We start from the raw sequence: 24,137 nt of genomic DNA, 5'->3' as shown, positions 1-24,137 counted from the left end.
GGCGAGGTGTTCAATCAATGGAAAAAATAGCATTTCTGTTTCCAGGGCAAGGTTCCCAATATATAGGTATGATGAAAAACTTCTATGATCAGTACGAGATTGCAAGACAAACGTATGAAGAAGCTAATCATATTCTGGGCTTTGATCTGGCCAAAATGAGTTTTGAAGGCAGCCTGTTTGATCTGAACAAACCTTCCAATATGCAGCCGGCATTGCTGACAGCAAGTGTTGTTGCCTATCGTGTCTACATGGAGGAGATCGGGATCAACCCGCAGTTCTGCGCGGGTCACAGCCTGGGTGAATATGCAGCACTAACATGCTCCGGTGCCATGACATTTGGTGATGCTGTGCGGATCACCAAGCGGCGTGGCGAATTGACCGAACTCATCGCAGATGAAGCAGATGGGGGAATGACCATCATTGATGGTGCAGATGAGGGTATGATCCGCAGAGCCTGTGAGCAAGTGTCAACCGATACGGCCTGGTCTGCGATCTCCTGTTACAATGCTTCAGGTCAGTATGCCATATCCGGTCATCAGGATTCGATTGAACAAGTTGAATCCCTCTTGCTGGATCAAGATGCCCAGACGACCCCGTTGATGATGAGTGCGCCGTTTCATAGCCGTTTGATGGAGCCGGCCGGTGAACAGCTTGCGGTAGAACTTGCCAATTATCGTTTCCACCCATTCAAGTGGCCCGTCGTATCTAATGTGACCGCTACTCCGTATACCGAAGCTGAGCGAATTAAGGGACTGCTCCAAAGGCAATTATCCCAGCCGGTGAAGTGGACACAGACGATGCAATATCTCAAAAAGCATGGTGTCACGCTGACGATTGAACTTGGACCAAAGAATGTCCTGAGCGGACTGGTGGAGCTGGACAAGCTGGGCATGAAGTCTTTTGCCTATGGACAGAAAGAGGACCGCAAAGCATTGAAGGAGTTGCTGGATCAGGCTGTTGTATCCAGACCGAGACCAACGGTAGTGACCAAATGTATGGCCGCGGCGGTAGCCACACCGAACCGGAATTGGGATCAGGAGCAATATCAAAAAGGAGTCGTTGAGCCTTATAAACGAATCCAGCAGCTTCAAGAAGAACTTGAGGCAGCGGATCGGGCACCGACTACGGAGCAGATGAAATTGTCTCTGGAATGGCTGGGTACCATATTCGAAACCAAACAAGTAGAGCAGGAAGAGCGGGATGACTGGTTCCACCAGATCCTGGACGAGACGGGACAGTATTATTTGTGGAGTGACGATAAAGTTCCTACGGCATAACAAGTACGTGTACACCAATCAACCGGCATGACAGGTGAGATCAACACTTGTTGTGCCGGTTTACTATGTATTCGGGGTGAGATCATGGATATCCATCTACTCAATGTTATGATGTCGAGTGATAAATTTAAGGAAGAACGAACGTACTGGCAGGAACAACTAGATGGCGATATTCATATAGGAACTTTGTTTGACGGAATTCTACAACCTTCGATCCAGACTGGGGAACCAAACGTACAGGTTCTTTCCTTTTCCTTTCCAGATGAACTGTCCGCAAGATTGATCCGCATGAGCGGGGGATCGAATCTGGCGTTGTATATATTGCTTTTATCGGGATTTCAACATCTGTTGTATCGTTATTACGGACACCAGAATGTGTTGTTGGGTATGCCTCTAACTCCAGAACAAGTCGAGGATTTTCGCAGTTCTCACTTGCTTGCGATTCGTGGAAAAGTAGACGAGGCAGCATCGTTCAGACAACTGGTATTGGATACCAAGGCTGAAGTCATGTCGGCCCGAACGTACTGGCATTTTCCTTACGATAAGATGGCAGAGAAGCTGGGACGACTTCCCGAGGAGTGCGAGTTGAAGACGGTTTTGTATATGAAAGGAATTCATGAGGAGCCTGTTCTGGATGAAGGAACCCATTGTTCACTGGAGTTTGATCGCGTAGACCAACGACTTCACATGACCCTCCGTTATGGTGCAATACCTCTTGAACCCAGTCAACCCGAGCGTTTATGTTCCCACTACATACGATTGCTGGAACAGACAACAGCCTTACCAGACCAACCCTTATCCATAAGTTGGCTCCTTTCTTCGGAAGAGGAGAATGAAATCATGGAAAGCTGGAACAAAAGTCCACGTTCTTCCCTGCCAGAGGAACGTTCTGTCTGTACTTTATTTCTTGAACAAGTGAACAGAATACCCAACCAGACTGCGGTTATAGAGGGAGATCGCCAAATTTCGTATCAGTCCCTGGAGGAGCAATCCAATCAACTGGCCCGTCTCTTGCTTGCCTCTGGAGTGACTGCCGAAAGTCCAGTGCTTGTCATGATGGCAGGTTCCGTGGAATTAATCATTACGATCCTGGCAGTGTTCAAGGCAGGCGGAACCTATATTCCTCTTCATCCTGAATATCCCCTGGAGCGTATACGTCATATTTTAATGGAATCGGATGCACGTATTTTCCTGACGGGAAAGTTGGAAACGGAGGTACAACAGGCTCTAGAGGAGATGACATTGGCTATGCCCTCAGGCTCAGGCATAGAAATGATTAAGCTGGATGATGCCCCATGGGGAGCAGAAGATGGAAGTGGTTTAAGTACCTTACCTGATATGAGTGGTCTAGCATACATTCTATACACCTCCGGATCAACGGGTCAGCCCAAAGGGGTCGGAGTAGAGCAACGAAATCTGAGTGCATACGTGAACGCTTTTCAAGCCGAGTTTCAACTAAATTCAACAGACAAGGTGCTTCAACAAGCCGCCAGTACCTTTGATACTTATATGGAGGAAGTGTTTCCTGCATTAACTGCGGGGGCAACACTTGTTGTGGTTCAGCGGGAACAACTGTTAGATATTCACGGACTGGTGCAGTTACTGGACCGACACAAGGTCACCCTTGTCAGTACTACACCTCATATTCTGAGGGAGCTTAACCGGATGCCCAATCTTGCGAGTGTTCGCACCTTTATCAGCGGTGGGGATGTGTTGAAGATGGCGGACATTGGACATCTGCTCACCTATACCAATGTATACAATACGTATGGTCCCACGGAGACGACGGTATGTGCGCTCTATGAGAAGCTGTCATCAGAGACTGTTGATCCGATTCCGGTAGGTCGCCCCATTCAGGGTTATTTCGTACATATTGGAGATTGGCATGGACGAATGTTACCCGTGGGCGTACCCGGAGAAATATGTATTTCAGGCAAAGGGGTATCCCGAGGATATGTAGGATTGCCGGAATTGACGGATCAGAAGTTTGCCGAGTCACCGTTTGTTGAAGGAGAGCGGATGTTCCGCACAGGCGATACGGGGATGTGGACAGCGGAAGGCCGCGTGTTGTTTCTGGGAAGGATGGACAAGCAGGTTAAAATCAGAGGTCATCGGATTGAATTGGCAGAAGTTGAGCGACATCTGAACCGTTACGGTCCGATTGGCGAATGTGTTGTACTGACGATCGGAGTCGAAGGTGAAAAGGTGCTAACCGCTTATATCGTGGCAGATACGGAGCTGTATGTCATGGATGTTCGCCAATATCTGATGTCATTGTTGCCCGAATATATGCTGCCTTCAAAATACATTCAAATATCACATATGCCGCGGACGATCCACGGGAAGATAGATACACGAGAGTTATTGAACCAGAAGCAGTCTTTACATTTTGGAATGAACTATGCACCGCCTGAGAGTGAGCTGGAGCACCAACTGGTACATGTCTGGTGTACATTACTGGAAATGGAACGGATCGGTATCGACGACGACTTCTTTCAGCTTGGAGGGCACTCCCTGCTTGTGATTCGAATGGAGGTCGAACTGGAGAATCTCGGTATTCGGGTACTGCCTTCCATTTTGTATGACAATCCGACCATAAGGATGCTTGCAACGGTTCTGAAAGATAATCCCGGGCTTGCAGATTCAGATGAAAGTGAAAATAACGGGCAGGCATCTGACGTTGTACAGGTTAACAAGACGTTATCATCATCTATAGGCATGGAGCATTCATGGGGAGCCCATTCCGATGGATACCATCCTTTTAACGATGTCTTCTTCAAATTATGTTTCTATAACTCTTTATTCCCGATTGTATTGCAGCAGAAAAAAAGCATACATCCGTTCTTCATCCATCATGTGGACGAGTATCTATGGTCTGACAATGAGCAATTTCTTGTGAATGGTTTCTTCTCCTGCCGCAAAGATACGGACATTCTGGACGATCTGGGCATTGGCTATGAAATGGTGAAAATCAGCGAGGACATTATACAGGATGTCAGTCGAGCTGTACTGAATGCCAGACCGGTTATTGTCTGGGTTGACGTCTATTACACATCCATACGCAATGATACCTATCTCAAAAAGCATATTCCACATACCTGGCTTGTATACGGTGTTGATCCGATCAACCAGACGTTTACCGTGATGGAGCATAAGCATCATGATAACTTGTCATATGAAGAACGAACCGTCAGTTACCAGGATCTGATGGACAGTTATCATGGTTATATCGATCATTTTAATATGGAAGTAAACACCTTCTATACGTTCTACAACAAGCATAATCCGGTGATACATCGAAGAGATTCCAGTCAGGAGCAGTTGGAGGCATACTGGCAGATCTATGTGAGTCACATGGAAGAGCAACAGGAGCGGGTGGAGAGCAGTTTGGCAAGGCTGGTGGAGAGTGTGCCGCAGTTCGAGGCCGTTGTTCATGATCAACAACTGGTGTCTTCAATGGCTGAGGATTGGGTCATTTCGCTTCATAAATTGATTAGTGCCAAAAAGGCAGAGGTGTATCGTTGTGCCAATCTAACGGGTGCGGATTCCAGATTGACACATATTCGTGAGCGTATTGTCATGGAGTGGAGTGATATTCGCGCAGTTCTGGCCAAGTACGTGCTTACTTCTTCATATAAACCAACATCGTTTCATAAACTCCCGGAGATATACAGGAATATAAGCTTGCTTGAACGGGAGTATTACGATGAGTTGGCTAAATCTCACATGATGGGGAGGATCTGAATGAGTGAAATCATGACATTGGAGACCCGAATAATACAGGTCATCGACAAGGTTATGGCGTGTGGAACGGATACTCAGATGGATCAAGCCTGGGGCGAACTGGGGACGAATTCGCTCGATTACATTAAAATTGTGGTTGAGATGGAGAAAGAATTCGACATTGAAATAGACGACGACCGATTGACCTTTGTGCAAACCGATACGATTGCCGATTTCAGGGATTATCTGGTCAGTCTCATTGAAGGAGATTCGGAACATGAGCCGGACTAGACGAATAGGACAGATCTGGTTCAGGCTTTCTATTCAATTACCCGTGGCGGCACTTGTTATTATTGGATTAACCGTAACCGCATTAGTGACACTAGCCATGCAATTCCATACGACCTCCTATCTGCGCAGTGAGACCGCCAGTGCAAGTGCAGTGGCTGAATCTCTGCAAGGGGAGAACACCAAAGTACACATTATAGCTGAATTTACAGAAAAGCCTGATTCGGGATTTAAGAAAGGCGACTCCTTGATCTGGTACACAGAAGAACAGGGTAAACGTTATGCTGCGCAGATTCTTGAGGTTAATCAAGACCCCACATCAGCTACCACTCGTATTACAGCCGAAGGTGTATGGAATGAAGAGCTGGGGGAGCGGATGAAGTCCTCCCATACAACCGAGATCTCGATTGTTACGGAGGTACAGTCCCAGAGCCAGACCGTACTTGAGAGCTGGATATCCTAGAGGAGGATGGCATGGAGAATATTTCACTGAGCAAACGAATCCGTACATTCGCCAAACCTTACCGGATCAGCTTGATTACCATGCTGTTTTGTGAGCTGATCATGGTGGTGGTGGATCTGATTGGACCGCTTATTTTTGCCATTTTGATCGACGAAGTGTTCTATCACCGTAATCTTCATTTCTTCGGCTATGTTATTTTGACTTATATTGCTTTGTATGTAGGTGTAAGGGCTCTGAGTTGGATCATTAAATCCATCTGGATTTATTTGAATGTTAAATTTCTGTTTGATATTCGAAAAAGTTTATTTGATCGCATTCTTCATTTTAAAGCGTCTTATTTTCAAAAAGTCCAGACCGGTGATCTGGTCACACGTCTAACAAGAGACACGGATTCTGTCATGCAGTTAATAGAGTTAATCATTTTTCAGATGGCTGCTCCGTTCACGAAATTGCTGGTATCGTTTGTTTTTTTGTTTTATCTAAATCCGTATATCGCCTTAGCCATGATGGTGTTAGTTCCGGTTTCGGTCTGGGTATCACAGTATTTTAATCGTAAGATGACCAAGCAGCAGACGATTTTGCGTGAGAAATACGGGCATTTTGTCAGCTGGATGCTGGAGATGCTTCAAGGCATGAGAGATATTCGTTTGTTGGGGAGTGGTAAACGGGTCACTACACTGTTTACGGGACAGAGTGCAGATGTGATTCGTCTCGACAATCAGACAGAAGTCATGAAATGGATGTCGACCCGCTCTAATGCATTTATTTTTTTGCTATCGGATCTGTCTATCTACGCCATTGCTGGTGTGCTTATTGTTCAGGGACAGCTTACGGCAGGAGCCTTTGTTGCCATTATGTCGTATCTGACCAAGAATAATCAATCCATGATGATGATCTACGAGGCGGTTGTGAATCTGCCCAAGCTGACGGTACAGTCACGCAAAGTCTTTGAACTTCTGGATGAAGAGACGGAAAGAAGCGGTGGTCACTCGGAAGTGGATATGGAAGATGGGGAGACGTCATTCGAGCAAGTAAGGTTTCGGTATGAGGAACAGGGTCCCTATGTGCTGAACGGTCTCACCTTGGAGATCGGTGCCCATGAATCCGTTGCGCTTGTAGGAAAAAGTGGCTCGGGCAAAACAACGATTGTGAACATGCTGCTCGGTTTCTATGCCCCGGAAGAAGGGCAGATTCGCATTGGCGGCAGGCATATAGATGACTATGCTCTGTCTCGACTGCGTAAGAGAGTAGGGATCGTGCAGCAGGAAGCCATACTGTTCAACGAAACCATTCGTTACAACCTGATGCTTGGCAGCGCTCATGCGGATGACGACCACTTGTTGGAGGCATGTGATCAGGCCTTTATTGGAGACTTTATCCGTTCGCTTCCTCAGGGTCTGGACACCGTTATTGGCGCAGGGGGAATGGAGTTCTCTGGAGGACAAAAGCAACGTCTGTCTATTGCACGAATTTTTCTAAAGCAACCCAAATTGATTATATTCGACGAAGCCACTTCCGCTTTGGACTATGAAGCTGAACAAGCGGTCCAGCGTTCCTGGCAGCAATTGAGCAAGGATCGGGCTTCGATTGTCATCGCCCATCGCTTATCCTCTATCCTGAATGCTGATCGGGTTGCTGTTGTGCATGAGGGACGCATTGTAGCTACAGGCACACATGGATATCTGCTGGAGAATAGTGAGCACTACCGTGAGTTATTTGCAGAAGATTTCATCCGGAAGGAGGGACTGATGTCGTGACCAAGGCACCGTCAACTTCCCGGTATGCACTGTTTAAACAGATTAAGCCGTTTATCAAAAATGCGAACCGTCAAATCTTTATTCTGGGTGCACTGAAATTGGCCCTGACCGCTATTGCCCTCATGATTCCTTATCTGTACAAGCTGCTCATTGATCATGTCATGGTTGGACGGGAGCTTGGAATGTTGCCCTATATCCTTGCCGGATACCTGGGCTTATTTGCTTTGGAGACAACCGCTCTGGGGCTGCAAACCCTGTTCAGTAACCGGTTATTAGGCCGGACCAAGTTGGATTTACAACTGAATATGTGGAAAAGATTAGTGCGCATGAAGCCGATTTTATATGAGCGCTATAGTGCGGGAGATCTGAAGAACAGGCTGGATGGAGACGTCACACTGGTCAAAGACTTTATCTTTTTGCATTTGATTGATTATACATTCAAATGGATCAGTGTAGGGGCGTATGCGGTTATTCTGTTGTCGCTGAATTGGAAGATGGCTTTGCTGGGTTTTATCATGCTTCCCATTTCCTTTGTGATCAGTTCCCGATTGGGCAAAAAGGCCAAAGTGCTGGTCTCCGAATTCCGTCAGACTACCGGAGAATATGAGACATGGATATCGAACAGCTTCAGACACTGGAAGGAAATCAAGGCACTGAATATGCAGCGCAAAGAATCCATTAAGTTTGTGGGATATTGGAAGAGATTTGGAAAAATCAAGTTCCGGCATCTGGCGTACACCTACGCCAATGAGCTGTATTACACCTTCCAGGATGACTTTATTAATAAGATGAATCTTTATTTTATCGGTGGTTTGCTAATTTTTCAGGGGGAATTAACGATCGGGGGATTGCTTGTCTTTCTGACCTACTATCAACAGATGATTAACAACATTAATGAGATTAATGCCTCCAATGTTCAACTCCATGATGTGACACCTTCCATTGAACGGATCGTTGAATTGCTGGAACTTCCGGTTACACCACAGAGAAAGCTCGCATTACAGCCAGAGTTCCAAGGGCATCTCGAATTCAGGGATGTCTCCTTTCGTTATCAGGAGAATCAAAGTAATGTCTTGCATGAGATTAATCTGAACATCCAGCCCGGTGATTATACGGCTATCGTAGGCAGAAGTGGTTCGGGGAAGAGCACGTTAATCAAACTTATTCTGGGGCAGAACGAAACACAGCAAGGGGCCATTCTTGTTGACGGACAGCCCATTGGTGACTTGGGATCAGAATATCTTTATCAACATATTGGGGTCGTTATGCAGGAGAATGCCTTGTTCAGTATGTCCATCATGGATAATCTCAGACTCGTACAGCCTCTGGCAACAGAAGAAGAGGTACGAGAGGTATGTCGTATGGCTTTACTGGATGATTTCATTGAAGGGTTGCCCGACCAGTATAATACCATCCTGGGTGAGTCAAGTATTAAGCTATCGGGAGGGCAGAAGCAACGCTTGGCTCTTGCCAGGGTGCTGTTAACAAGACCCCGAATGCTGATTCTGGATGAAGCAACATCTGCACTGGATAATGACTCGGAACGGAAAATAAATGAGGTGATCCGCGGGATCGCAGAAGATATGACCGTGCTTGTAATCGCACACCGTTATTCAGCTATTCAGGATGCCGAGCAAGTTATTGTGCTCGATCAGGGAGAGATCGTTGCTACGGGCACTCATCTGGAGCTGGCTGGACGACATGAGGTGTATGACACGTTATTCAAGAATCAGCGTCAAGGTATCGGGTCAGTGGTCACCTGAAATAAGTAGAACGATCCTAGGAGGTTTATGACATGACCATCTATTGTCCACTACATTTGGAAGAACACTATAACAACAATGGATTCAGTTATCTTGCTGCAAACCAAATTGGTAATTTCACGACCTTTGGTTCCTCGTACCCTGGAGACGAACTGCCTGATCAGGAGAAGGTACAATGGCAGGATGTTCCGTTTCATTTTCCTCTACACAGACAGGCGTTTAATAATATAGAACTGGATAGCCAGCACATTCCGGTACCTATCGATCTATATTCGACACTATACATTCTGGGTGCAGCAGATAATGGTTCATACCATGAATTCATTTATTTCGAACGAAATGGAGAGCGGATGGGGAGAGCATCATTGGACCTGACCAACTGGACCGAGACGGTTCCACATTATAATGAGGAAATGATGTTTCAATGTAGTGGGGTGTGTACCCAAAAGGGGGCCTTACTGACATCCAAACAGCCTATTATCTGGTTTCAGAAGATTACACTCGAAGAACCCATTTCATTTGACAAGATCCTATTGCCGGACAATCCATGCATGCATATCTTTGCACTAACCTTGGGGAAGGAGTGGAGTATATGAATATTCAGCCCAGAGAAGCACATGAAGAAGGTGAAGATTGCTTTACCTTATGTGTAAGCAGCATTCTCAACTATAAACAAATTACGAATTTTCTTGCAGTGTGGAAACAATGCGGGATGATGTACCATGAAGACCCGGAGAGGGGCACCCCGAAGCTTGTTCCCACGTATATGTCGGTTGAAAATGAGTTTCAACATATTCATCATATTGATTTGAATATCGTCAGAAAAAATGATCGGGCCGAGGTTATAAAGGAAATCATGACGTTGCTTCAGCAAAAAGAAGCAGTTATTGTATGGGTTGATGTATTTTATATGCAGTATAATTCACTGTATCAATTACTTCATTCGTCGCATTGTATTGTATTGTCCGACTATACAGATGGACAGTTTGAGTTTATTGATGATTTTTATCATTTGAAAGGCAATATGGATGAACAGACGTTATTTGAAGCTCTTGATCTAGGTCAGACATCGTTGATTCGTGAGGGAACGCGTTATCGTTATGCTATATTAGATGTTGGGAGTGCCGTCCAACAGGTAAAAGAGAGAGAATTCTACGATATGCTTCATCAAAATCATGAAATAATGGATGGAAAATCCGGGCAACTGGTGAATCAGGTTGAGTGGTATGAATTAGTTAATCCGCATGTAGGCCTGCCTGCAATTGAAAGATATATAGACTCTACACGTCAGCATATGCAAGATTCATCAGTGTTGACCGAAGAATATCTGGACAATATGTATGGCGACTTGGCTGGCATAAGTAATAACAGATATTTGTATGGCCACTTCCTAAGAGAGGGAATGCCATATAATCCGGATATTCATCAACTGGTGGAAGCATACGAATATGCTGCGCAACGATGGAATCTCGCCGCTAATATGACATTGAAAAGTCAGTACCTGGATATGGATAGTCGTTATCACATGTTGAACCGAGTGTTGAGTAAAATTGGAGAAATTATAGGTATAGAACAAGAAGCGCATAACATGGTAAAGATTCTGGTTGCGAGTTAGGAGTCTAGGAAACCTTACGGAATTTGCAAAAAGGCCCATAAAGCGAACATCGCTTTATGGGCCTTTTTTATGACTTGCTTCATATTAAGCAGCAGCTTGTTTCCGTGACTGCATTCTCAGATACACCTGAGAGAAAATAACGGATGCCAGTGCGACCACAGTCATGCCCCAGAAAATATTGGTGTACGCTGAGGACAGTGGCATGTTTTGCATCGCCGTTAATGCTACGCCAGTAACAGCAACACTGAAAGCACCGCTGAAGAACTGACTGAGTTGGAACAGCCCCATACCTGCGCCCACCTGATCCATAGTCAGATTTCCAGACAATTCATTGGACACGCTGGTGGTTAGGGAAGAGAAGCCTACGCTGAGCAGGACATACACGGCCATGATGGCGTAGATGTTATTGTCTGCAAATAAGGCGAATAGTCCGGCAGCTGCCAGTAGTAGCCATGGGGCAAACTTCAGTAGCAACGTATTGCCATGTCGGTCAATCATGCGGCCGATCCGGTTGGACAGCAGCATGGACACGACTGCACCCGGGAAGATGACGAGTCCCGATTGAGCAGGTGTCAGTCCATATAGATGCGCCAAAATTTGAGGTAACAGGAACAACGTTGAGAAGTTATTAATGTACGATACAATCCCCAGCGAGCTGAGCATCATATATTTTTTGTCTTTAAACAAAGCAGGTTGAACAAACGGATCTGCCGCGCGCCGAATTCGGAGCCAGAACAGAAGCAGTGCCGCAGCACCGATGACAAGCGTGAACCACTGACGGGAAGTCAGGAATAACAGCACACCGGTAGTACCGATGGCGAGAAGCACGGCACCCAGCAGGTCAAATGAACCTTTTTGCGGTGTTTCCCGAGGAAGCAGTTTGAAAAATACAGGAATCAAGAATAACGTTAATCCTGTAACGATAAACAGATCATGCCATCCCAGAAACTGAGTAATACTTCCGCCGATGACGGGACCGAGTCCAAGACCAAGTGAACTGGCGGACATGATGACAGCCATCGATTTACCCCGGCGATCATTCGGAATGTACCGGGTAATTAGCACAATGGCAAGCCCCGGAACCGAAGCAGCACCCGCAGCCTGGATCAGACGTGCAATGAGCAAAATGATGAAATGATTACTGAAGAACCCGAGAACGGATGCCGCACCAAGTAACGTAAGCCCGGTCGTGAATAATGTACGAATAGGTATGAAATCCGATAGACGTGAGAACGTAATCGAAGAAATGGCAAATACAATGGAATACCCTGTAACAATCCATGAGGAAGCGACGGATGTAAGCATAAATTCGGCTGCAATTTTGGGCAGGGCCAGATTAAACATCATTGTATTCATCACAACGAGTACAACGGTGAAGCCAAGCAAGCTTACAATTAAACCTTCCTGTATTCCGGTCCGTTCCCCTGATGATGCGGTTGCGGTGTTGTTCATAAAAACCTCCTAGAGTGATGTGTATTTCGCAACATTTCAGAAACGGTGTGTAACATTTGCAAAATGTAGTATGATGTCAATCCCGTGCCTAACAGCAGGGGTTACATAACGAAATCATTAAAGTTCGATTGGTGTCGAACATTAGAAATATATCATGGATCTGTGTTAAAATACAATGGATAGTCTGAAAAAAGGAGACTACAATATGAAGATTTTACATCATCCACAAGTATCAGATATTGAACTTTCCTCCGTATTGTACGCATTAAGCGACCCGACCCGTCTTGGGATTGTTGCCGAAGCAGCGAGAAGCGGGGAGCAGCCGTGCAGTCATTTTCATGCACCTGTTGTGAAGTCAACGATGTCGCATCACATTCGGACCCTGCGAGAAGCTGGAGTCATTCGGGTCAGAGTGCAGGGCACACAGCATTTTCTCACCCTGCGATCCGATGATTTGGAAACGCGCTTTCCAGGACTCCTGCAACCGTTATTGCAGGCCGCAGCTCAGTCGAGCACAGATCCTTCCTAAATGTTGTCCTTTCTTCAGGTCGAAGAGGGGACATTTTTATTTTTTGAAATACTTCTAATACTGATGCGACATTCTGTGTCGTACCATGCCCTATATAATAACGGTGAACACACAAACCATATCGAAAAGAGGTTCACAACCATTGGCAAAAACTAAAAGAGGACGCGTTTTGTGGAGTCTTCCTTCCAGGGGCCGGGGAACATGCCCGGTGTGTAGCAGTACCCGAATTAAATTGTTGTATACGCAAACAAAAACAGACGGTACAAGTCTGAAAGTATGCAAGAAATGCTCCAAAGCCGTGCAATCCAGAGTGGATAAGGCACATGTATAACATAACTGGCCTGTTCTTCGGAACGGGCCATGTCTTTTGATATAATCGAATATATTAGGAATGGATGAGATGGGGGCGGGAAGATGAGTAACATGCATCGGATTCACTGGTTTGACGAACAGATTCGGGGTGGACGTTTTCCGAATAGCAGCTGGCTTGCCCGTGAATTTGAAATCTCCCGTCGTCAGGCTCAGCGTGATATTGAATATATGGCAAGTTCCTTGCGAGCCCCTTTGGTGTATATGGCAAAATATCGGGGCTATTGTTATGAGGATCAGACTTTTCGATTGCCCCATTTGTATATGACCGAAGAAGAGCAGCGTGTGCTGAAATATCTGGCGCATCGTTACCGGCATTACGATTATGATCAATCGGACGCGGTGAAACGTGTAGCGCATTTGCTGGAGCGTTTTACGTTGGAGGAACAACAGATGGTAAGTAGTGAGCTCCCAGTATTTTCGGCGCAACCGAAGCAACTGCAATTCTTTGAATTGTTGTCCCACGCCATAACTGACTTGCGCAGAGTACATATTCATTACAGGGATCACGATGGAGAACGGCAGTTTTCCTTGTGTCCATTAAAGATGATATCCCAGTTTAACGCCGATTACGTGGTGGGTTATGAAGCAGACCCTGTACAGCAAGTGGCCATTCGCTTGGAGGGCATTGTTCATGTATCGATCTTGAATGAGAGATTTGAGTACAAGTCAGATGCTCTCCTAAGTGGATGGGAAGAAACACTGCCTGTGCGTAAACCGTTTGTAGCTGAGATTCGCTTGAAGGAATTGCAGCAAATGGACCTATGGGAAGGGTATCGTATTCGGGCTAGGCAAGATCAGATTTATTCAATTGAATTTTATGACACGGACGCTTTCTTGCAGCATTTGTTTGTTAGTGAATGGGAGGAACTTTTGTCTCCTGGGTGGCTTAGACGCAAGCTTCAGCAAAGCGCAGAAGGATTAATTGACAGGCTCGCGATACAAGGTAAGCAAAACGTGGAATAAACCAGTGTAGAGAGGAGAAGATCCATCCTTGGCTGAGAACATTTTAGATAACCTCATCATGAAGCGGGAGTCCAAATCGTACGTGGATAGTCTGCATGCGATACTAACCCATACAGGCCAGTTTCAAGGTTCCAAGGTTGTACTTGCCGGATATACGGGCATGGCTTTCAAGCTGTCGGTGCATCGCAGACTACTTCCCATGTCGGTTACAGCGTATGGACAATGGGGGGAAGCACATCGTCCTGGAGTCGATAACCTGGGGATATTCACGATCTGGGATGGGGGACGTACACGTCATTCCACGTTCAGTTATTATCAGCAGGATGCAGTGAATTGGGTGAGACGGAGTATTGATGAAGGCACTGGTGTGATTTACTGGATTCCTGAGTTCGGTGTTATTCATGGATATGATGACAGTGACCGCATCTTTTATGTGCAAGACGGATGGAGCAAGGAACCGCAGATTTTGTTGTATGACAATTTCGGCTTAAACTTTACCGGATTTTGGTATTGTCAGGTGTTTGGTGATCAGGTCCGCATTTCTGAACAGCAGATGCTGCTGGAATCCCTGCGACTGGCAATTGAGGATTGGGACATTCCCTATCGTCTGTTACCTGATCAGAATATTGCTTCAGGTAAAAAGGCATATGATGTGTGGGTGGAGGCCCTGCGGAGTGGGGATTTCGATGAATCCGGTGCAGGTTATATTTTGGAATCCTTCTGCCATTCGCGAACCGAAATAAGGATGTATTTGCAGGGTGTTCGAGGGATATGGAACGAACTGGACCAGGCTTGTGCATGTTATGAACAGCTTGGGACGTTAATTGCCCAAATGAAAGGATATATAGTTCAGCAGGAGAATAGACGTATCTTGCGACCAAACACCACAGAAGATTTAGCACAGGTACTAGTGAAGGCAAAAGCATTGGAAGAGCAGGCTATTGATTATTTTCGAGTGATATCCAGGAAGTATCCTGACCGTAAAAGGTCCACTATACCACGGTGGGGAGCACATTCCGCACGATAGGATGAGAGGGGAAGGGATTTGAAGGATGATGGCGACAAAAGTAGTATTGCAGGACTGGATTCAATCCCCGCAAGCTGTGAGTTTTGCTGATGAATATAGATCATGGAGCGGTGTGAGCGCATATACAGATGCGTTGTATCGCATTTTATTACATAAACAGTGGACGGTTTTCCCACACCACATGATTGCAGGTATGACAGCAAGTGCATTCCGATTAGTGGTGGATCGGCGTCTGACGTCAGAGTCAATCTCCGCATACAATTGGATGGCAGAGAACTTTGTCGCAGCAGACTTCATTGGTGTGACGGCGAGCCAGGCAGCGGGCTTTTCGTTCGAACCAACCTTTCCGCTCTATCAGAAACAGGCTCTGCTGGATATCAAAGCTTCCATTGACCGGGGCGTAGGTGCGATTCTCTGGCACGATCAATTTGTCATTGTTACTGGATATGATGATGTGGAACGGGTCTTATTCATCTGTGAAAGTCAAGGTGATGAAATCATTCGTCTGCCCTATGATTCGTTTGGTAGGAATAGTACACCCTACTGGTATTATCAGGTTCTGGAAGCCTGTGCATCTATCGATTTATGGGAAGTCTGCAAGGAATCGTTAATCCAGGCCGTGTACAAATGGGAAACTCATGACTACATGCTGCCGCCCCAAGATTATGCCTGTGGGGCGGCTGCGTATGCCGCTATTGCTGCTGCTTTGCAGTCAGGAACATATGACGCAGAACAAGCGGCAACTGTACTTCGCTATTATGCCAAATCAAGATTGGATATTGCCTCTTATGTTGCAGGACTTAAGCATCTGTCCATTCAAATGGACCAGGTCATAGACGAGTATGAGCTACTCGCAAACCTGTACACAATGATCATTGAGGAAATAGACAACTCCATCTCTTGGGATTCGAGAGAACCGGAATGTGTGCAAAGCGTGATTGAGCTTATCCGGAAGGCAGGGGCTACGGAACAACGTGCTATTGATGCCATTAAACATGCCTTTCCAGAGACGATAGGTAATCGTTTTAAGGATGTTGGATTAAGATAATTGGAGCATGATAGAGGAAATTGAAGAACTCAGCAGGAATAAAACCGGACAGGCGCAGCCGATCCGGTTTATTTGTATTGAACATATATACACATCAACTCATGTGATCCACGCTAATCATAACTTTTACAAGAAAAAATAACCAAAATTTTAATTTTGGGGTAATCCAAATCCCCTCTTGTTCCGAATATTATATTAGATGGTCTTTTTTGGATGATGATATTCAAGGACAACAGGGGGCGGGAGTATGGTACATAATCCGGAAACCATTCAGGAATGTATCGAGAATGCACGGCAAAGACTCTACCAGATTGCAAGTCAATACCCGGAACTATGGCATCCGGAGGTTATTCGCCAATCCATGGTGCTGGATGAGTTAATTAATGAATATAACAATGCAACGCGCGGGAGAACGATCTCGAATCAACTGAAATCATGATCTTTCTGAACAAAGAATTCCAAGAAGGGATTCCGTGTGTTTGCCTTACTCTTTTACCGCCCCGAGCACAATCCCCTTGACGAAGAAACGCTGCAAGAACGGATATACGAGCAGAATCGGCAGAGCCCCAATAAAGATCTGAGCCGCGTTCACCGTACGTTGAGACATGTTCTGGAGCTGCGTTGCATCCACGTTCATGTTGGAGAAATCTTGCTGTACAATTATGGTCTGCATTAACGTGGCGAGTGGATATTTGGAAGCATCATTCATATAGATCAAACCGTCGAACCAGGAATTCCACTGACCTACCATGGTGAATAAAGAGATCGTGGCAATGGCGGGCATGGATACAGGCAGATAGATTTTGAACAGAGTTGTGATATGGTTGGCTCCATCAATGAATGCGGCTTCTTCCAGCTCTTTTGGCACGTTGCGGAAAAAGTTCATCATGAGAATCAGGTTCCAGACAGCCACCGCTCCCGGCAAAATGAGAGCCCACATCGTATTCATCAATCCAAGCTTCTGGATCAAAATATAGGATGGAATTAATCCCCCGCTGAACAGCATCGTGAAGATGAAAAACCACGCATATAACGAACGTCCTTTAAAGTGCAGACTCTCCTTGGATAACGGATAAGCCGTCAGGAAGACAAGTGTCATACTGAGCAGTGTGCCAAGAATGGTACGTTGGACTGAAATCCAGAGTGCGCTGATAAAGTTACTGTTACCAAATGTTTTGGTATAGGCGTCCACCGTAAAATCAATCGGCCACAGTGTTACCAGATTGGCGGATGCTGCCGCTTTACCACTGAAGGAAACCGCCAGAATATGGACCAGCGGCAGGATGCACAGGATCGAGACGGCCGCGATGAATATCAGGTTGAAACCATTGAATATACGGTACCCGGTTGTTTTGTGATACACCTTGATTCCTCCTCTGCATTTTGCATAATTCGATTTGAATCGCTCGCGTGTACAAGATATAGACGAACTGAACCATTTCGATCTCTATCTTTCTTATTGAAAGTCGCTGTCTGGATTTATGCAAAATGCTTCTTAAAAAATACGGTAATTGGCGATTTTGTACGCCATCCGGTACGCAGAGATGACCAGGAACATCGCGACAAATGATTTGAATAGTCCAACAGCGGTCGCAAAGCTCATTTTGCCATTCAGAATTCCCATCCGGTAGACAAAGGTATCGATAATATCGCCTTTCTCATATACCAGCGGATTGTACAGGTTAAAGATCTGGTCAAAGCCTGCATTCAGGATATTGCCCAGTGACAATGTACCTACCACGATAATCATCGGCACGAGTGCAGGCAGGGTAATATGTAATGTCTGTCTAAGCCGTGTTGCCCCATCCACCTCCGAAGCCTCATACAATGCCGGGTTAATACCCGCCAGTGCTGCCAGAAATACAATCGTTCCGAATCCAAACTCCTTCCACACATCACTGACAACCACCGTTACACGGAACCAGTCGCCATCTCCCAGAAAAAAGATCGGTTCAACGCCAGCCGCCGCCAGCACCTGGTTTACCAGCCCACCTTCCGGTGATAACATATCGAGCAGAATACCACCAAGGACAACCCAGGACAGGAAATGGGGCAGATACACCAAGGTCTGTGAGAAACGTTTGAACGTAGAGTTCCGAACCTCGTTTAGCAAAATGGCAAACACCACCGGGGCCACAAGTCCGGCCACGATTTTCATTGAAGCAATCAGTACCGTGTTCCAGATGACCTGAACGCTGTCGGGATATTCGAACATGAACCGGAAGTTGTCCCAGCCCACCCATTTGGAGCCAGTGAATCCCAGCCACGGTTTGAAATCTTGAAAAGCAATAATAATGCCGCCCATGGGCACATAGGCGAACAGTAAAGTGAGCAGTACAGCAGGCAGCAGCATCAGATGCAGCGGCCATGTGCGTTTGAAATTCCAGCGGGTACGTTTGCGTGGATGGGGTGTCATTTTTCGCACCGGCGTATTGGTTGTTAACGGTTGTTCGATAGCCATCAGGGTCCCTCCTTTATCTCGTCCACCCCCGGCATTAATGAGGCGAGCAAACCTCTGCACAGAGTGGAGCAACTGAATTATAACAACGGAAAAGGGCGGACTATAGAACAACATTTCAATGCGGATGTTGAAATATTAACTTGTTGATGGAAACAGAGGTTTTCAAGTCACAGGAAAGCGGACGAACAAAAAATCATATAGAATTGTAAGGGCTTTCAATATAAAATAGGACTTCGGTGTAGAACGACTTCAAATTCAGGGACAGGGTGAAACGATGAAATTCACAGTATTTGCGAAAACGGTCATTCTCTTAATCTGCCTGCTCGTACCGATTCTGCTGCTGTATACATACGCGAATCAGGCAAATGTGGATATGGTCGTTGAAGAGAAACAGCAGTCGAGTCTGAACCAGTTCAATTATTTCAGTTCCCAGGTGGATAAAAATATCGAGCAGCTCTCACTGTATGGCCTGACATTGCTGCGAGATCCGAGTATCCTGCATTACCGTTACATGACGGACTCCACCAGCCAATATGAGAAGAACAGTATCTATCTGGATATTCTCGACAAATTATCGTTGTACCAGTCCACCAGCCGCTGGAAGAACGATATTACCATTGTCCTGCCACAAGCGGAACTTGTGTTATCCACCATGTCCAGCCGGACGGTCTACGATGAGAAGATGTTGACGTTTCCGCAACCTGGCCAATGGCAGCTGGAGAAGGGGAGTTTCACCTACTTTTTCACGGATAACTACGAGTGGAATGAAAAACCGGTGAATACAGGCGTGCGAACGGTGATGGAGATTAATTTTGACCCGATGAACGTGGTTGCCATGTTGGATGATTTCAAAGAGACACAAGGCGGAGATCCTTTCTTGCTGGTACCAGGTAACGATCCGTTGCTGAATCGTATGGCGGACCCCGAACTGGTCGAAGCGATTATGCGTGATATGCCCTTTAACGGGCCGGAGAGGGAAGGCAATCATCAATTGGAGGTGGGCGGTAAACAATATCTGGTCAGCTATGTGCACTCCAAACAACTGCAAGCGGTATACGTGAACCCTGTGGTATTGGATGATTTGCTGACCCCAATGGACAAGAGCCGAAATATGTTTATTACCTCCATTCTGTTACTGCTCGTGCTGAGTATCGGGGCCGCACTGCTTTTGTATCGAAAAGTTCAGGTGCCCATCCATCGCTTGATGAGAGGGCTGCAACAGATTCGCAAAGGGCAGCTGTCCACACGGATTCCGGTCGATCACTCTCGGGATGAATTCGCGTACCTGACCCAGAGCTTCAACCATATGGCAGAGCAGATTCAGGAACTGATCGAGAAGGTATACGAGGAACGTATTCGCTCGCGGGAAGCAACATTGAAACATCTGCAATCACAGATCAATCCGCATTTCCTGTACAACTGCCTGTTCTATATTAAAAATATGACCCAGCTCGGCAACCGTGAAGCCGTTATTGCCATGTCGCTAAGTCTGGGAGACTACTATCGCTACATTACGCGGGGCGAGAATGATATGACGACAGTAGAGGAAGAAATCCGGCTGCTGGACCATTATTTGTCCATTCAACAGATGCGGACCAACCGGCTGACCTACGAGATTGCCGTACCGCAGCAACTGATGTTGCTTCACATTCCGCGACTGCTCATTCAGCCGATCGTAGAGAATGCGGTGATCCACGGCATTGAGCCGATGGAGGGTAGTGGGCATGTCGTCGTAACGGGGATGGCGGTACCCGAACATATTGAGGGACGAAAATATACAAGATATAGCCTGTTTGTAGACAATGACGGTGTCACGCTGACAGCGGAAGAGATTGCGGAATTGGAACGGGAGATCAATGAACCGATGGGTGAGGAGATTGGAACAGGGACGTGGAATGTGCACCAGCGTCTCGTTACGCGATATGGGCTGTCGTCGGGGCTTCATTTTGGAGCGATTCCCTATGGTGGGCTTAGTGTAGAAATTCGATGGTTTGAGGAGGAACAACCGCATGATGAATCTGATGGTCGTGGATGATGAACATTCCGCAGTAGAGTCGATCGCTGTCTCGATACCGTGGAGAGAACACGGGATTGGTCAGGTATTCAAAGCCTATTCAGTCAAAGAAGCTCTGGAACATATGGCATCACATCAGGTCCATATTATTATCACGGATATCCGCATGCCGGGTATGTCCGGTCTGGATCTGGTCAGTCACATCCGCCAAAAGTGGGAACAGACAAAATGTATTATTTTATCGGGGCATGCTTCCTTCGATTATGCGAAGCAGGCACTCAAACATGGGACAGTCAGTTATCTGCTCAAGCCGGTCCGAGATGAGGAACTGATCGAATCCGTGCAGCAGGCCGCAGTGCAGATTCGCCTTGAGGGTGAGAAACAAATGCTGCATCAGCGGGCCATGTATTCCGTGAGGGAACATCTGCCCGAGAAGCGGGCGGAACTGATGAAGGATGTATTGTTAGGCCATAAATTTGCGGATGCTGAACTCCAAGGCAAGCTGGAGCAATTGGAGATTGAGTTCCGTCCACAGGATAAAATGCAACTGCTGCTCATCCGGTATGATGACCATCAACCTACACATAAAGCGTTTCGATTGATGAAGTACGCCATCTCGAATGTAGTGGAAGAGATCTACGGCAGTACCTATCATCTCTGCCATACGGATGATGCCTATGATGATCTGGTCTTCATGGCCAGTCCCAAACAAACTCAGGCCGAACCAGAAATGTTAATGGGCCGACTTGGAGAGCGGTTGATCCACAGTGTGAGGCAGTATCTGAACGCGACCATTTCCCTGTCCGTTAGTCGTAGGGGGCGTTTCCCAGATCAGGTGCCGCAGCTATATCATCAAGCTGTGAGTGCACTTCGCAAGCAGGCCGAGGCGGGCAAAAGATTACATTTGAATGCGGCGGCAGGAACCAATGGGGCCACGTTGAAGTCTCTTGCAGCGCTGTATGAACCACCGGGTCTGACGACGTTACTGGAAGCCGGGCGCATGGAGGATGCACACCGCAAGATTGATCAGATCTTTGCCGAACTGTCGAACAGTGTGTTCCCGGAACATGTGTATGTGGCTTTTCATTATCTGGCGGCAGCATTCTCCTATATGGCTCATCGGGAAGGAAGACAGTTAGCCGAAGTGCTTGGGGAGCAGTACCAGCAGTTGCTCAAGGATGGTTATGGTATCTCGCTGCGTAGTCTGGAAACGTGGACTCGGTCTGTAATGCAGCAGTGGGCAGAGAGCACAAGCGATGTGGGACAGGATGCCGGATCAACGCTGATTCGGCAGGTACAGCAATGGATTGACCATCATCTTGGCGAGGATTTATCGTTACAAGTCATTGCAGGAGAGGTGCATCTGCACCCCGTCTATCTGTCGAAAATGTACAAACAATCCACAGGTGAAGGCATTAGTGATTATATTATCCGTTCCAGAATGGAACGTGCGGTTCATTTGCTGAAGCATACGGCGATGAAGATCTATGAAGTTGGTCAGGAAGTGGGGTACAATAATACACCTTATTTCATTCAGGTGTTCCGCAAACATTATGGACTGACCCCGCAAGATTTTCGGAACGGTTAACAAATCGATATGAACATTGAAATTGTGATATATGTTTGCCTCCCCGGCTGCACTATCCTTTTCATGTAAGGTGCATTTGGCACATAAGGGTATCCAAGTTACCTGAGGAGGGGTTAGTTCATGTATAGAAAAATGATGACGGCATTGCTCGCAATCACGATGGTTGCTGTAACGGCATGTAGTTCGGGGGCCAAGGAAGAACCGGCGAAGGAAGCCGCTGCACCACTTGCTCTGCAAGATGGGAAGTATGAACCGGCGGTACAGATGAGTTATTTGCGGGCCTGGAATGATGATACGAAATTCAAGAACGGGGAAACAGCCCAGAACAATGTGCATACCAAATGGGCCAAGGAACGGCTTGGCATCGATCTGACTACGCCATGGGCTGTATCGGTGACAAATGATGCATTTTACACGAAATTGCGCTTGTCCCTGTCCGCTAACGAAGAACTGCCGGATATTGTCTCCATTCGGGGAGACTACAATCTGGTCCGGGAATTAATTGAGTCCGGCAAATTTGCCAATGCAGGCGAGTTGTTTGACAAGTATGCTTCGGACACATGGAAACAGGCATCTGAATCGGCACCCGAGGAATGGTATCCATACATGTATGAGGGCGAGCGTTACGGTATTCCGATCTTCGATTATGCGTACAACGGCGATTCGGTCATGTTCATTCGGGAAGACTGGCTGAAGAAGCTGGGACTGGAAGAACCAAAAACCATGGATGAGCTGGTTACGGTCATGGATGCTTTTACAAATCAAGACCCGGATGGGAACGGCAAGAAAGATACGTATGGTCTGACCGTGGGCATGAAAAATGCGCTCAATACCTGGATGACGGAATCCGGCTGGATCTTCGGCATGTACAACACGATGCCTGGACAGTGGAATGATGCTGGAGACGGCACACTGCAATATGGCTCCATCCAGCCAGGGGTGAAGGAAGGTCTAGCAACGATGAAAGATTGGTTGTCCAAAGGTTACCTGCCCAAAGAAGCGGGTGTCTATGACGAGATCAAGGCAGCAGAACTGTTCACCGCAGGCAAAGCTGGCATTATCGTGGGACCACACTGGATGCCAAACTGGCCGATTGATGATGTGAAGAAAAATGTGGACGGTGCCACGTACAAGGCCATTGCTTTACCTACAGGACCAACAGGTGAGAGCCACCAGCATGGTTCTGGTGCAAGTAACGGCGTTGTACTGATTAACAAAGACATGGCGAACCCGGAGATTTTCTTCACGTACCAAAATTATCTGTTCGACAACTTTGCTAATCCGGAAGTGGGCAGCGAGTTCGAACATGGCTTCGCACAAGGATATGACTATGACATCGTGGATGGCAAAGTCGTTGGTGAAGCTGAAGTGAAGGACGGCGTATCACCACTCAAATATACGATTACGTATGATGGTGCACGGATTCCGAATCTCATGATGGATACGCTGGCGGAACTTGCGAAGGGCAAGGAACCGGAGACTCCTTTTGAGAAAAATACGAAGATTGCCAACAAACCGGAAGTATTTGTAGCCGCTGAGGTGGTCGTTGCGAATAAAGATAACGCGATCAAGAACAAGTTCACCGGGGCACCAACCGAGACGATGAAAATGAAGAAGGACGCAATCGACAAGTTGGAGAAGGATACGTTCAGCAAGATCATCTATGGTCAGGTGGGCATTGAGGAATTTGATGCGTTTGTGACGAAGTGGAAATCCATGGGCGGCGATGATATTACCGCCGAAGTGAACGAGTGGTATAAGACAGTTAATTAATTTACAAAGCAGGGTAGACTGATG

The 24,137-nt window shown here is 46.7% G+C and carries 20 protein-coding genes; 17 read left to right on the top strand and 3 right to left on the bottom strand.

Translation table 11 applies throughout. The annotated features are described in order from the left end of the window. Positions 1-17: 17 nt before the first annotated feature. The 8 genes from fabD to C161_RS02675 all read left to right on the top strand — a co-directional run bounded on the left by fabD (position 18) and on the right by C161_RS02675 (position 10,886). Positions 18-1,277, top strand: coding sequence for an ACP S-malonyltransferase (gene fabD / locus C161_RS02710; protein WP_036668114.1), 1,260 nt, complete (start codon positions 18-20; stop codon positions 1,275-1,277). 108 nt (positions 1,278-1,385) lie between these two features. Continuing rightward, complete coding sequence (locus tag C161_RS02705) at positions 1,386-5,021, top strand: non-ribosomal peptide synthetase (protein ID WP_218641004.1); 3,636 nt, start codon at positions 1,386-1,388, stop codon at positions 5,019-5,021. Further along, complete coding sequence (locus C161_RS02700; protein WP_051449549.1) at positions 5,022-5,291, top strand: phosphopantetheine-binding protein; 270 nt, start codon at positions 5,022-5,024, stop codon at positions 5,289-5,291. Next, positions 5,278-5,751 carry a hypothetical protein gene (locus C161_RS02695; protein ID WP_036668112.1) on the top strand — a complete coding sequence of 158 codons (474 nt, stop codon included), beginning with the start codon at positions 5,278-5,280 and terminating at the stop codon, positions 5,749-5,751. Before C161_RS02700 ends, C161_RS02695 begins: the two co-directional genes overlap by 14 nt. 11 nt (positions 5,752-5,762) lie before the next feature. Further along, positions 5,763-7,508: an ABC transporter ATP-binding protein gene (locus C161_RS02690; RefSeq protein ID WP_036668111.1), complete on the top strand. Its 1,746-nt coding sequence runs from the start codon at positions 5,763-5,765 to the stop codon at positions 7,506-7,508. After that, positions 7,505-9,271 (top strand): ABC transporter ATP-binding protein, encoded by a 1,767-nt coding sequence (locus tag C161_RS31320; RefSeq protein ID WP_051449548.1) that lies wholly within the window; start codon positions 7,505-7,507, stop codon positions 9,269-9,271. The genes C161_RS02690 and C161_RS31320 overlap by 4 nt, the downstream gene beginning before the upstream one ends. A gap of 32 nt (positions 9,272-9,303) precedes the next feature. Next, positions 9,304-9,867: a hypothetical protein gene (locus C161_RS02680; protein WP_036668110.1), complete on the top strand. Its 564-nt coding sequence runs from the start codon at positions 9,304-9,306 to the stop codon at positions 9,865-9,867. Then, positions 9,864-10,886: a BtrH N-terminal domain-containing protein gene (locus C161_RS02675; protein ID WP_036668109.1), complete on the top strand. Its 1,023-nt coding sequence runs from the start codon at positions 9,864-9,866 to the stop codon at positions 10,884-10,886. Before C161_RS02680 ends, C161_RS02675 begins: the two co-directional genes overlap by 4 nt. 84 nt (positions 10,887-10,970) lie before the next feature. Here C161_RS02675 and C161_RS02670 read toward each other — a convergent pair whose 3' ends face one another. After that, positions 10,971-12,338 carry an MFS transporter gene (locus C161_RS02670; protein WP_051449547.1) on the bottom strand — a complete coding sequence of 456 codons (1,368 nt, stop codon included), beginning with the start codon at positions 12,336-12,338 and terminating at the stop codon, positions 10,971-10,973. A 205-nt stretch (positions 12,339-12,543) separates the two neighbouring features. Here C161_RS02670 and C161_RS02665 point away from each other — a divergent pair, with 205 nt between their 5' ends. The 6 genes from C161_RS02665 (at position 12,544) to C161_RS02645 (ending at position 16,716) form a co-directional block, all read left to right on the top strand. After that, positions 12,544-12,867, top strand: a complete 324-nt coding sequence (locus C161_RS02665; RefSeq protein WP_036606795.1) for an ArsR/SmtB family transcription factor — start codon at positions 12,544-12,546, stop codon at positions 12,865-12,867. A gap of 142 nt (positions 12,868-13,009) precedes the next feature. Next, the gene (locus C161_RS32885; protein ID WP_076253532.1) at positions 13,010-13,198 is read left to right on the top strand and encodes a hypothetical protein; all 189 of its coding nucleotides are present in this window, start codon (positions 13,010-13,012) and stop codon (positions 13,196-13,198) included. An 83-nt stretch (positions 13,199-13,281) separates the two neighbouring features. Continuing rightward, positions 13,282-14,202, top strand: a complete 921-nt coding sequence (locus tag C161_RS02660) for a helix-turn-helix transcriptional regulator (protein WP_036668108.1) — start codon at positions 13,282-13,284, stop codon at positions 14,200-14,202. A gap of 28 nt (positions 14,203-14,230) precedes the next feature. Continuing rightward, the gene (locus C161_RS02655) at positions 14,231-15,229 is read left to right on the top strand and encodes a hypothetical protein (RefSeq protein ID WP_036668107.1); all 999 of its coding nucleotides are present in this window, start codon (positions 14,231-14,233) and stop codon (positions 15,227-15,229) included. A 25-nt stretch (positions 15,230-15,254) separates the two neighbouring features. Next, entirely contained in the window at positions 15,255-16,277 is a 1,023-nt protein-coding gene (locus tag C161_RS02650) for a hypothetical protein (RefSeq protein WP_036668105.1), read from the top strand. A gap of 247 nt (positions 16,278-16,524) precedes the next feature. After that, positions 16,525-16,716: an aspartyl-phosphate phosphatase Spo0E family protein gene (locus tag C161_RS02645; protein WP_036668104.1), complete on the top strand. Its 192-nt coding sequence runs from the start codon at positions 16,525-16,527 to the stop codon at positions 16,714-16,716. Between the two features lie 45 nt (positions 16,717-16,761). On the opposite strand, the gene C161_RS02640 is transcribed toward C161_RS02645, so the two are convergent. Further along, positions 16,762-17,640 (bottom strand): carbohydrate ABC transporter permease, encoded by an 879-nt coding sequence (locus tag C161_RS02640; RefSeq protein ID WP_036668102.1) that lies wholly within the window; start codon positions 17,638-17,640, stop codon positions 16,762-16,764. Positions 17,641-17,772: 132 nt separating this feature from the next. Beyond that, positions 17,773-18,693, bottom strand: coding sequence for an ABC transporter permease (locus C161_RS02635; RefSeq protein ID WP_036668173.1), 921 nt, complete (start codon positions 18,691-18,693; stop codon positions 17,773-17,775). 319 nt (positions 18,694-19,012) lie between these two features. Here C161_RS02635 and C161_RS02630 point away from each other — a divergent pair, with 319 nt between their 5' ends. From C161_RS02630 to C161_RS02620, 3 genes are all read left to right on the top strand, one after another. After that, positions 19,013-20,773, top strand: coding sequence for a sensor histidine kinase (locus C161_RS02630; protein ID WP_036668100.1), 1,761 nt, complete (start codon positions 19,013-19,015; stop codon positions 20,771-20,773). Then, complete coding sequence (locus C161_RS02625) at positions 20,748-22,340, top strand: response regulator transcription factor (RefSeq protein WP_036668099.1); 1,593 nt, start codon at positions 20,748-20,750, stop codon at positions 22,338-22,340. Before C161_RS02630 ends, C161_RS02625 begins: the two co-directional genes overlap by 26 nt. Positions 22,341-22,460: 120 nt before the next feature. Further along, positions 22,461-24,113: an extracellular solute-binding protein gene (locus tag C161_RS02620; protein WP_036668098.1), complete on the top strand. Its 1,653-nt coding sequence runs from the start codon at positions 22,461-22,463 to the stop codon at positions 24,111-24,113. Positions 24,114-24,137: the final 24 nt, after the last annotated feature.

Origin of the sequence: Paenibacillus sp. FSL R5-192 (assembly GCF_000517845.1) — a bacterium.
Lineage (GTDB): Bacteria > Bacillota > Bacilli > Paenibacillales > Paenibacillaceae > Paenibacillus > Paenibacillus amylolyticus.
Note: the sequence above shows the minus strand (reverse complement) of the source record. Positions and strands in the feature narration are given on the sequence as shown.

Excerpts from the sequence above, each read along its gene's own strand:
- fabD (WP_036668114.1), top strand. The coding sequence starts at position 18 with ATGGAAAAAATAGCATTTCTGTTTCCAGGGCAAGGTTCCCAATATATA.
- C161_RS02705 (WP_218641004.1), top strand. The coding sequence starts at position 1,386 with ATGATGTCGAGTGATAAATTTAAGGAAGAACGAACGTACTGGCAGGAA.
- C161_RS02700 (WP_051449549.1), top strand. The coding sequence starts at position 5,022 with ATGAGTGAAATCATGACATTGGAGACCCGAATAATACAGGTCATCGAC.
- C161_RS02695 (WP_036668112.1), top strand. The coding sequence starts at position 5,278 with ATGAGCCGGACTAGACGAATAGGACAGATCTGGTTCAGGCTTTCTATT.
- C161_RS02690 (WP_036668111.1), top strand. The coding sequence starts at position 5,763 with ATGGAGAATATTTCACTGAGCAAACGAATCCGTACATTCGCCAAACCT.
- C161_RS02680 (WP_036668110.1), top strand. The coding sequence starts at position 9,304 with ATGACCATCTATTGTCCACTACATTTGGAAGAACACTATAACAACAAT.
- C161_RS02675 (WP_036668109.1), top strand. The coding sequence starts at position 9,864 with ATGAATATTCAGCCCAGAGAAGCACATGAAGAAGGTGAAGATTGCTTT.
- C161_RS02670 (WP_051449547.1), bottom strand. The coding sequence starts at position 12,338 with ATGAACAACACCGCAACCGCATCATCAGGGGAACGGACCGGAATACAG.
- C161_RS02665 (WP_036606795.1), top strand. The coding sequence starts at position 12,544 with ATGAAGATTTTACATCATCCACAAGTATCAGATATTGAACTTTCCTCC.
- C161_RS02660 (WP_036668108.1), top strand. The coding sequence starts at position 13,282 with ATGAGTAACATGCATCGGATTCACTGGTTTGACGAACAGATTCGGGGT.
- C161_RS02650 (WP_036668105.1), top strand. The coding sequence starts at position 15,255 with ATGATGGCGACAAAAGTAGTATTGCAGGACTGGATTCAATCCCCGCAA.
- C161_RS02645 (WP_036668104.1), top strand. The coding sequence starts at position 16,525 with ATGGTACATAATCCGGAAACCATTCAGGAATGTATCGAGAATGCACGG.
- C161_RS02635 (WP_036668173.1), bottom strand. The coding sequence starts at position 18,693 with ATGACACCCCATCCACGCAAACGTACCCGCTGGAATTTCAAACGCACA.
- C161_RS02630 (WP_036668100.1), top strand. The coding sequence starts at position 19,013 with ATGAAATTCACAGTATTTGCGAAAACGGTCATTCTCTTAATCTGCCTG.
- C161_RS02625 (WP_036668099.1), top strand. The coding sequence starts at position 20,748 with ATGATGAATCTGATGGTCGTGGATGATGAACATTCCGCAGTAGAGTCG.
- C161_RS02620 (WP_036668098.1), top strand. The coding sequence starts at position 22,461 with ATGTATAGAAAAATGATGACGGCATTGCTCGCAATCACGATGGTTGCT.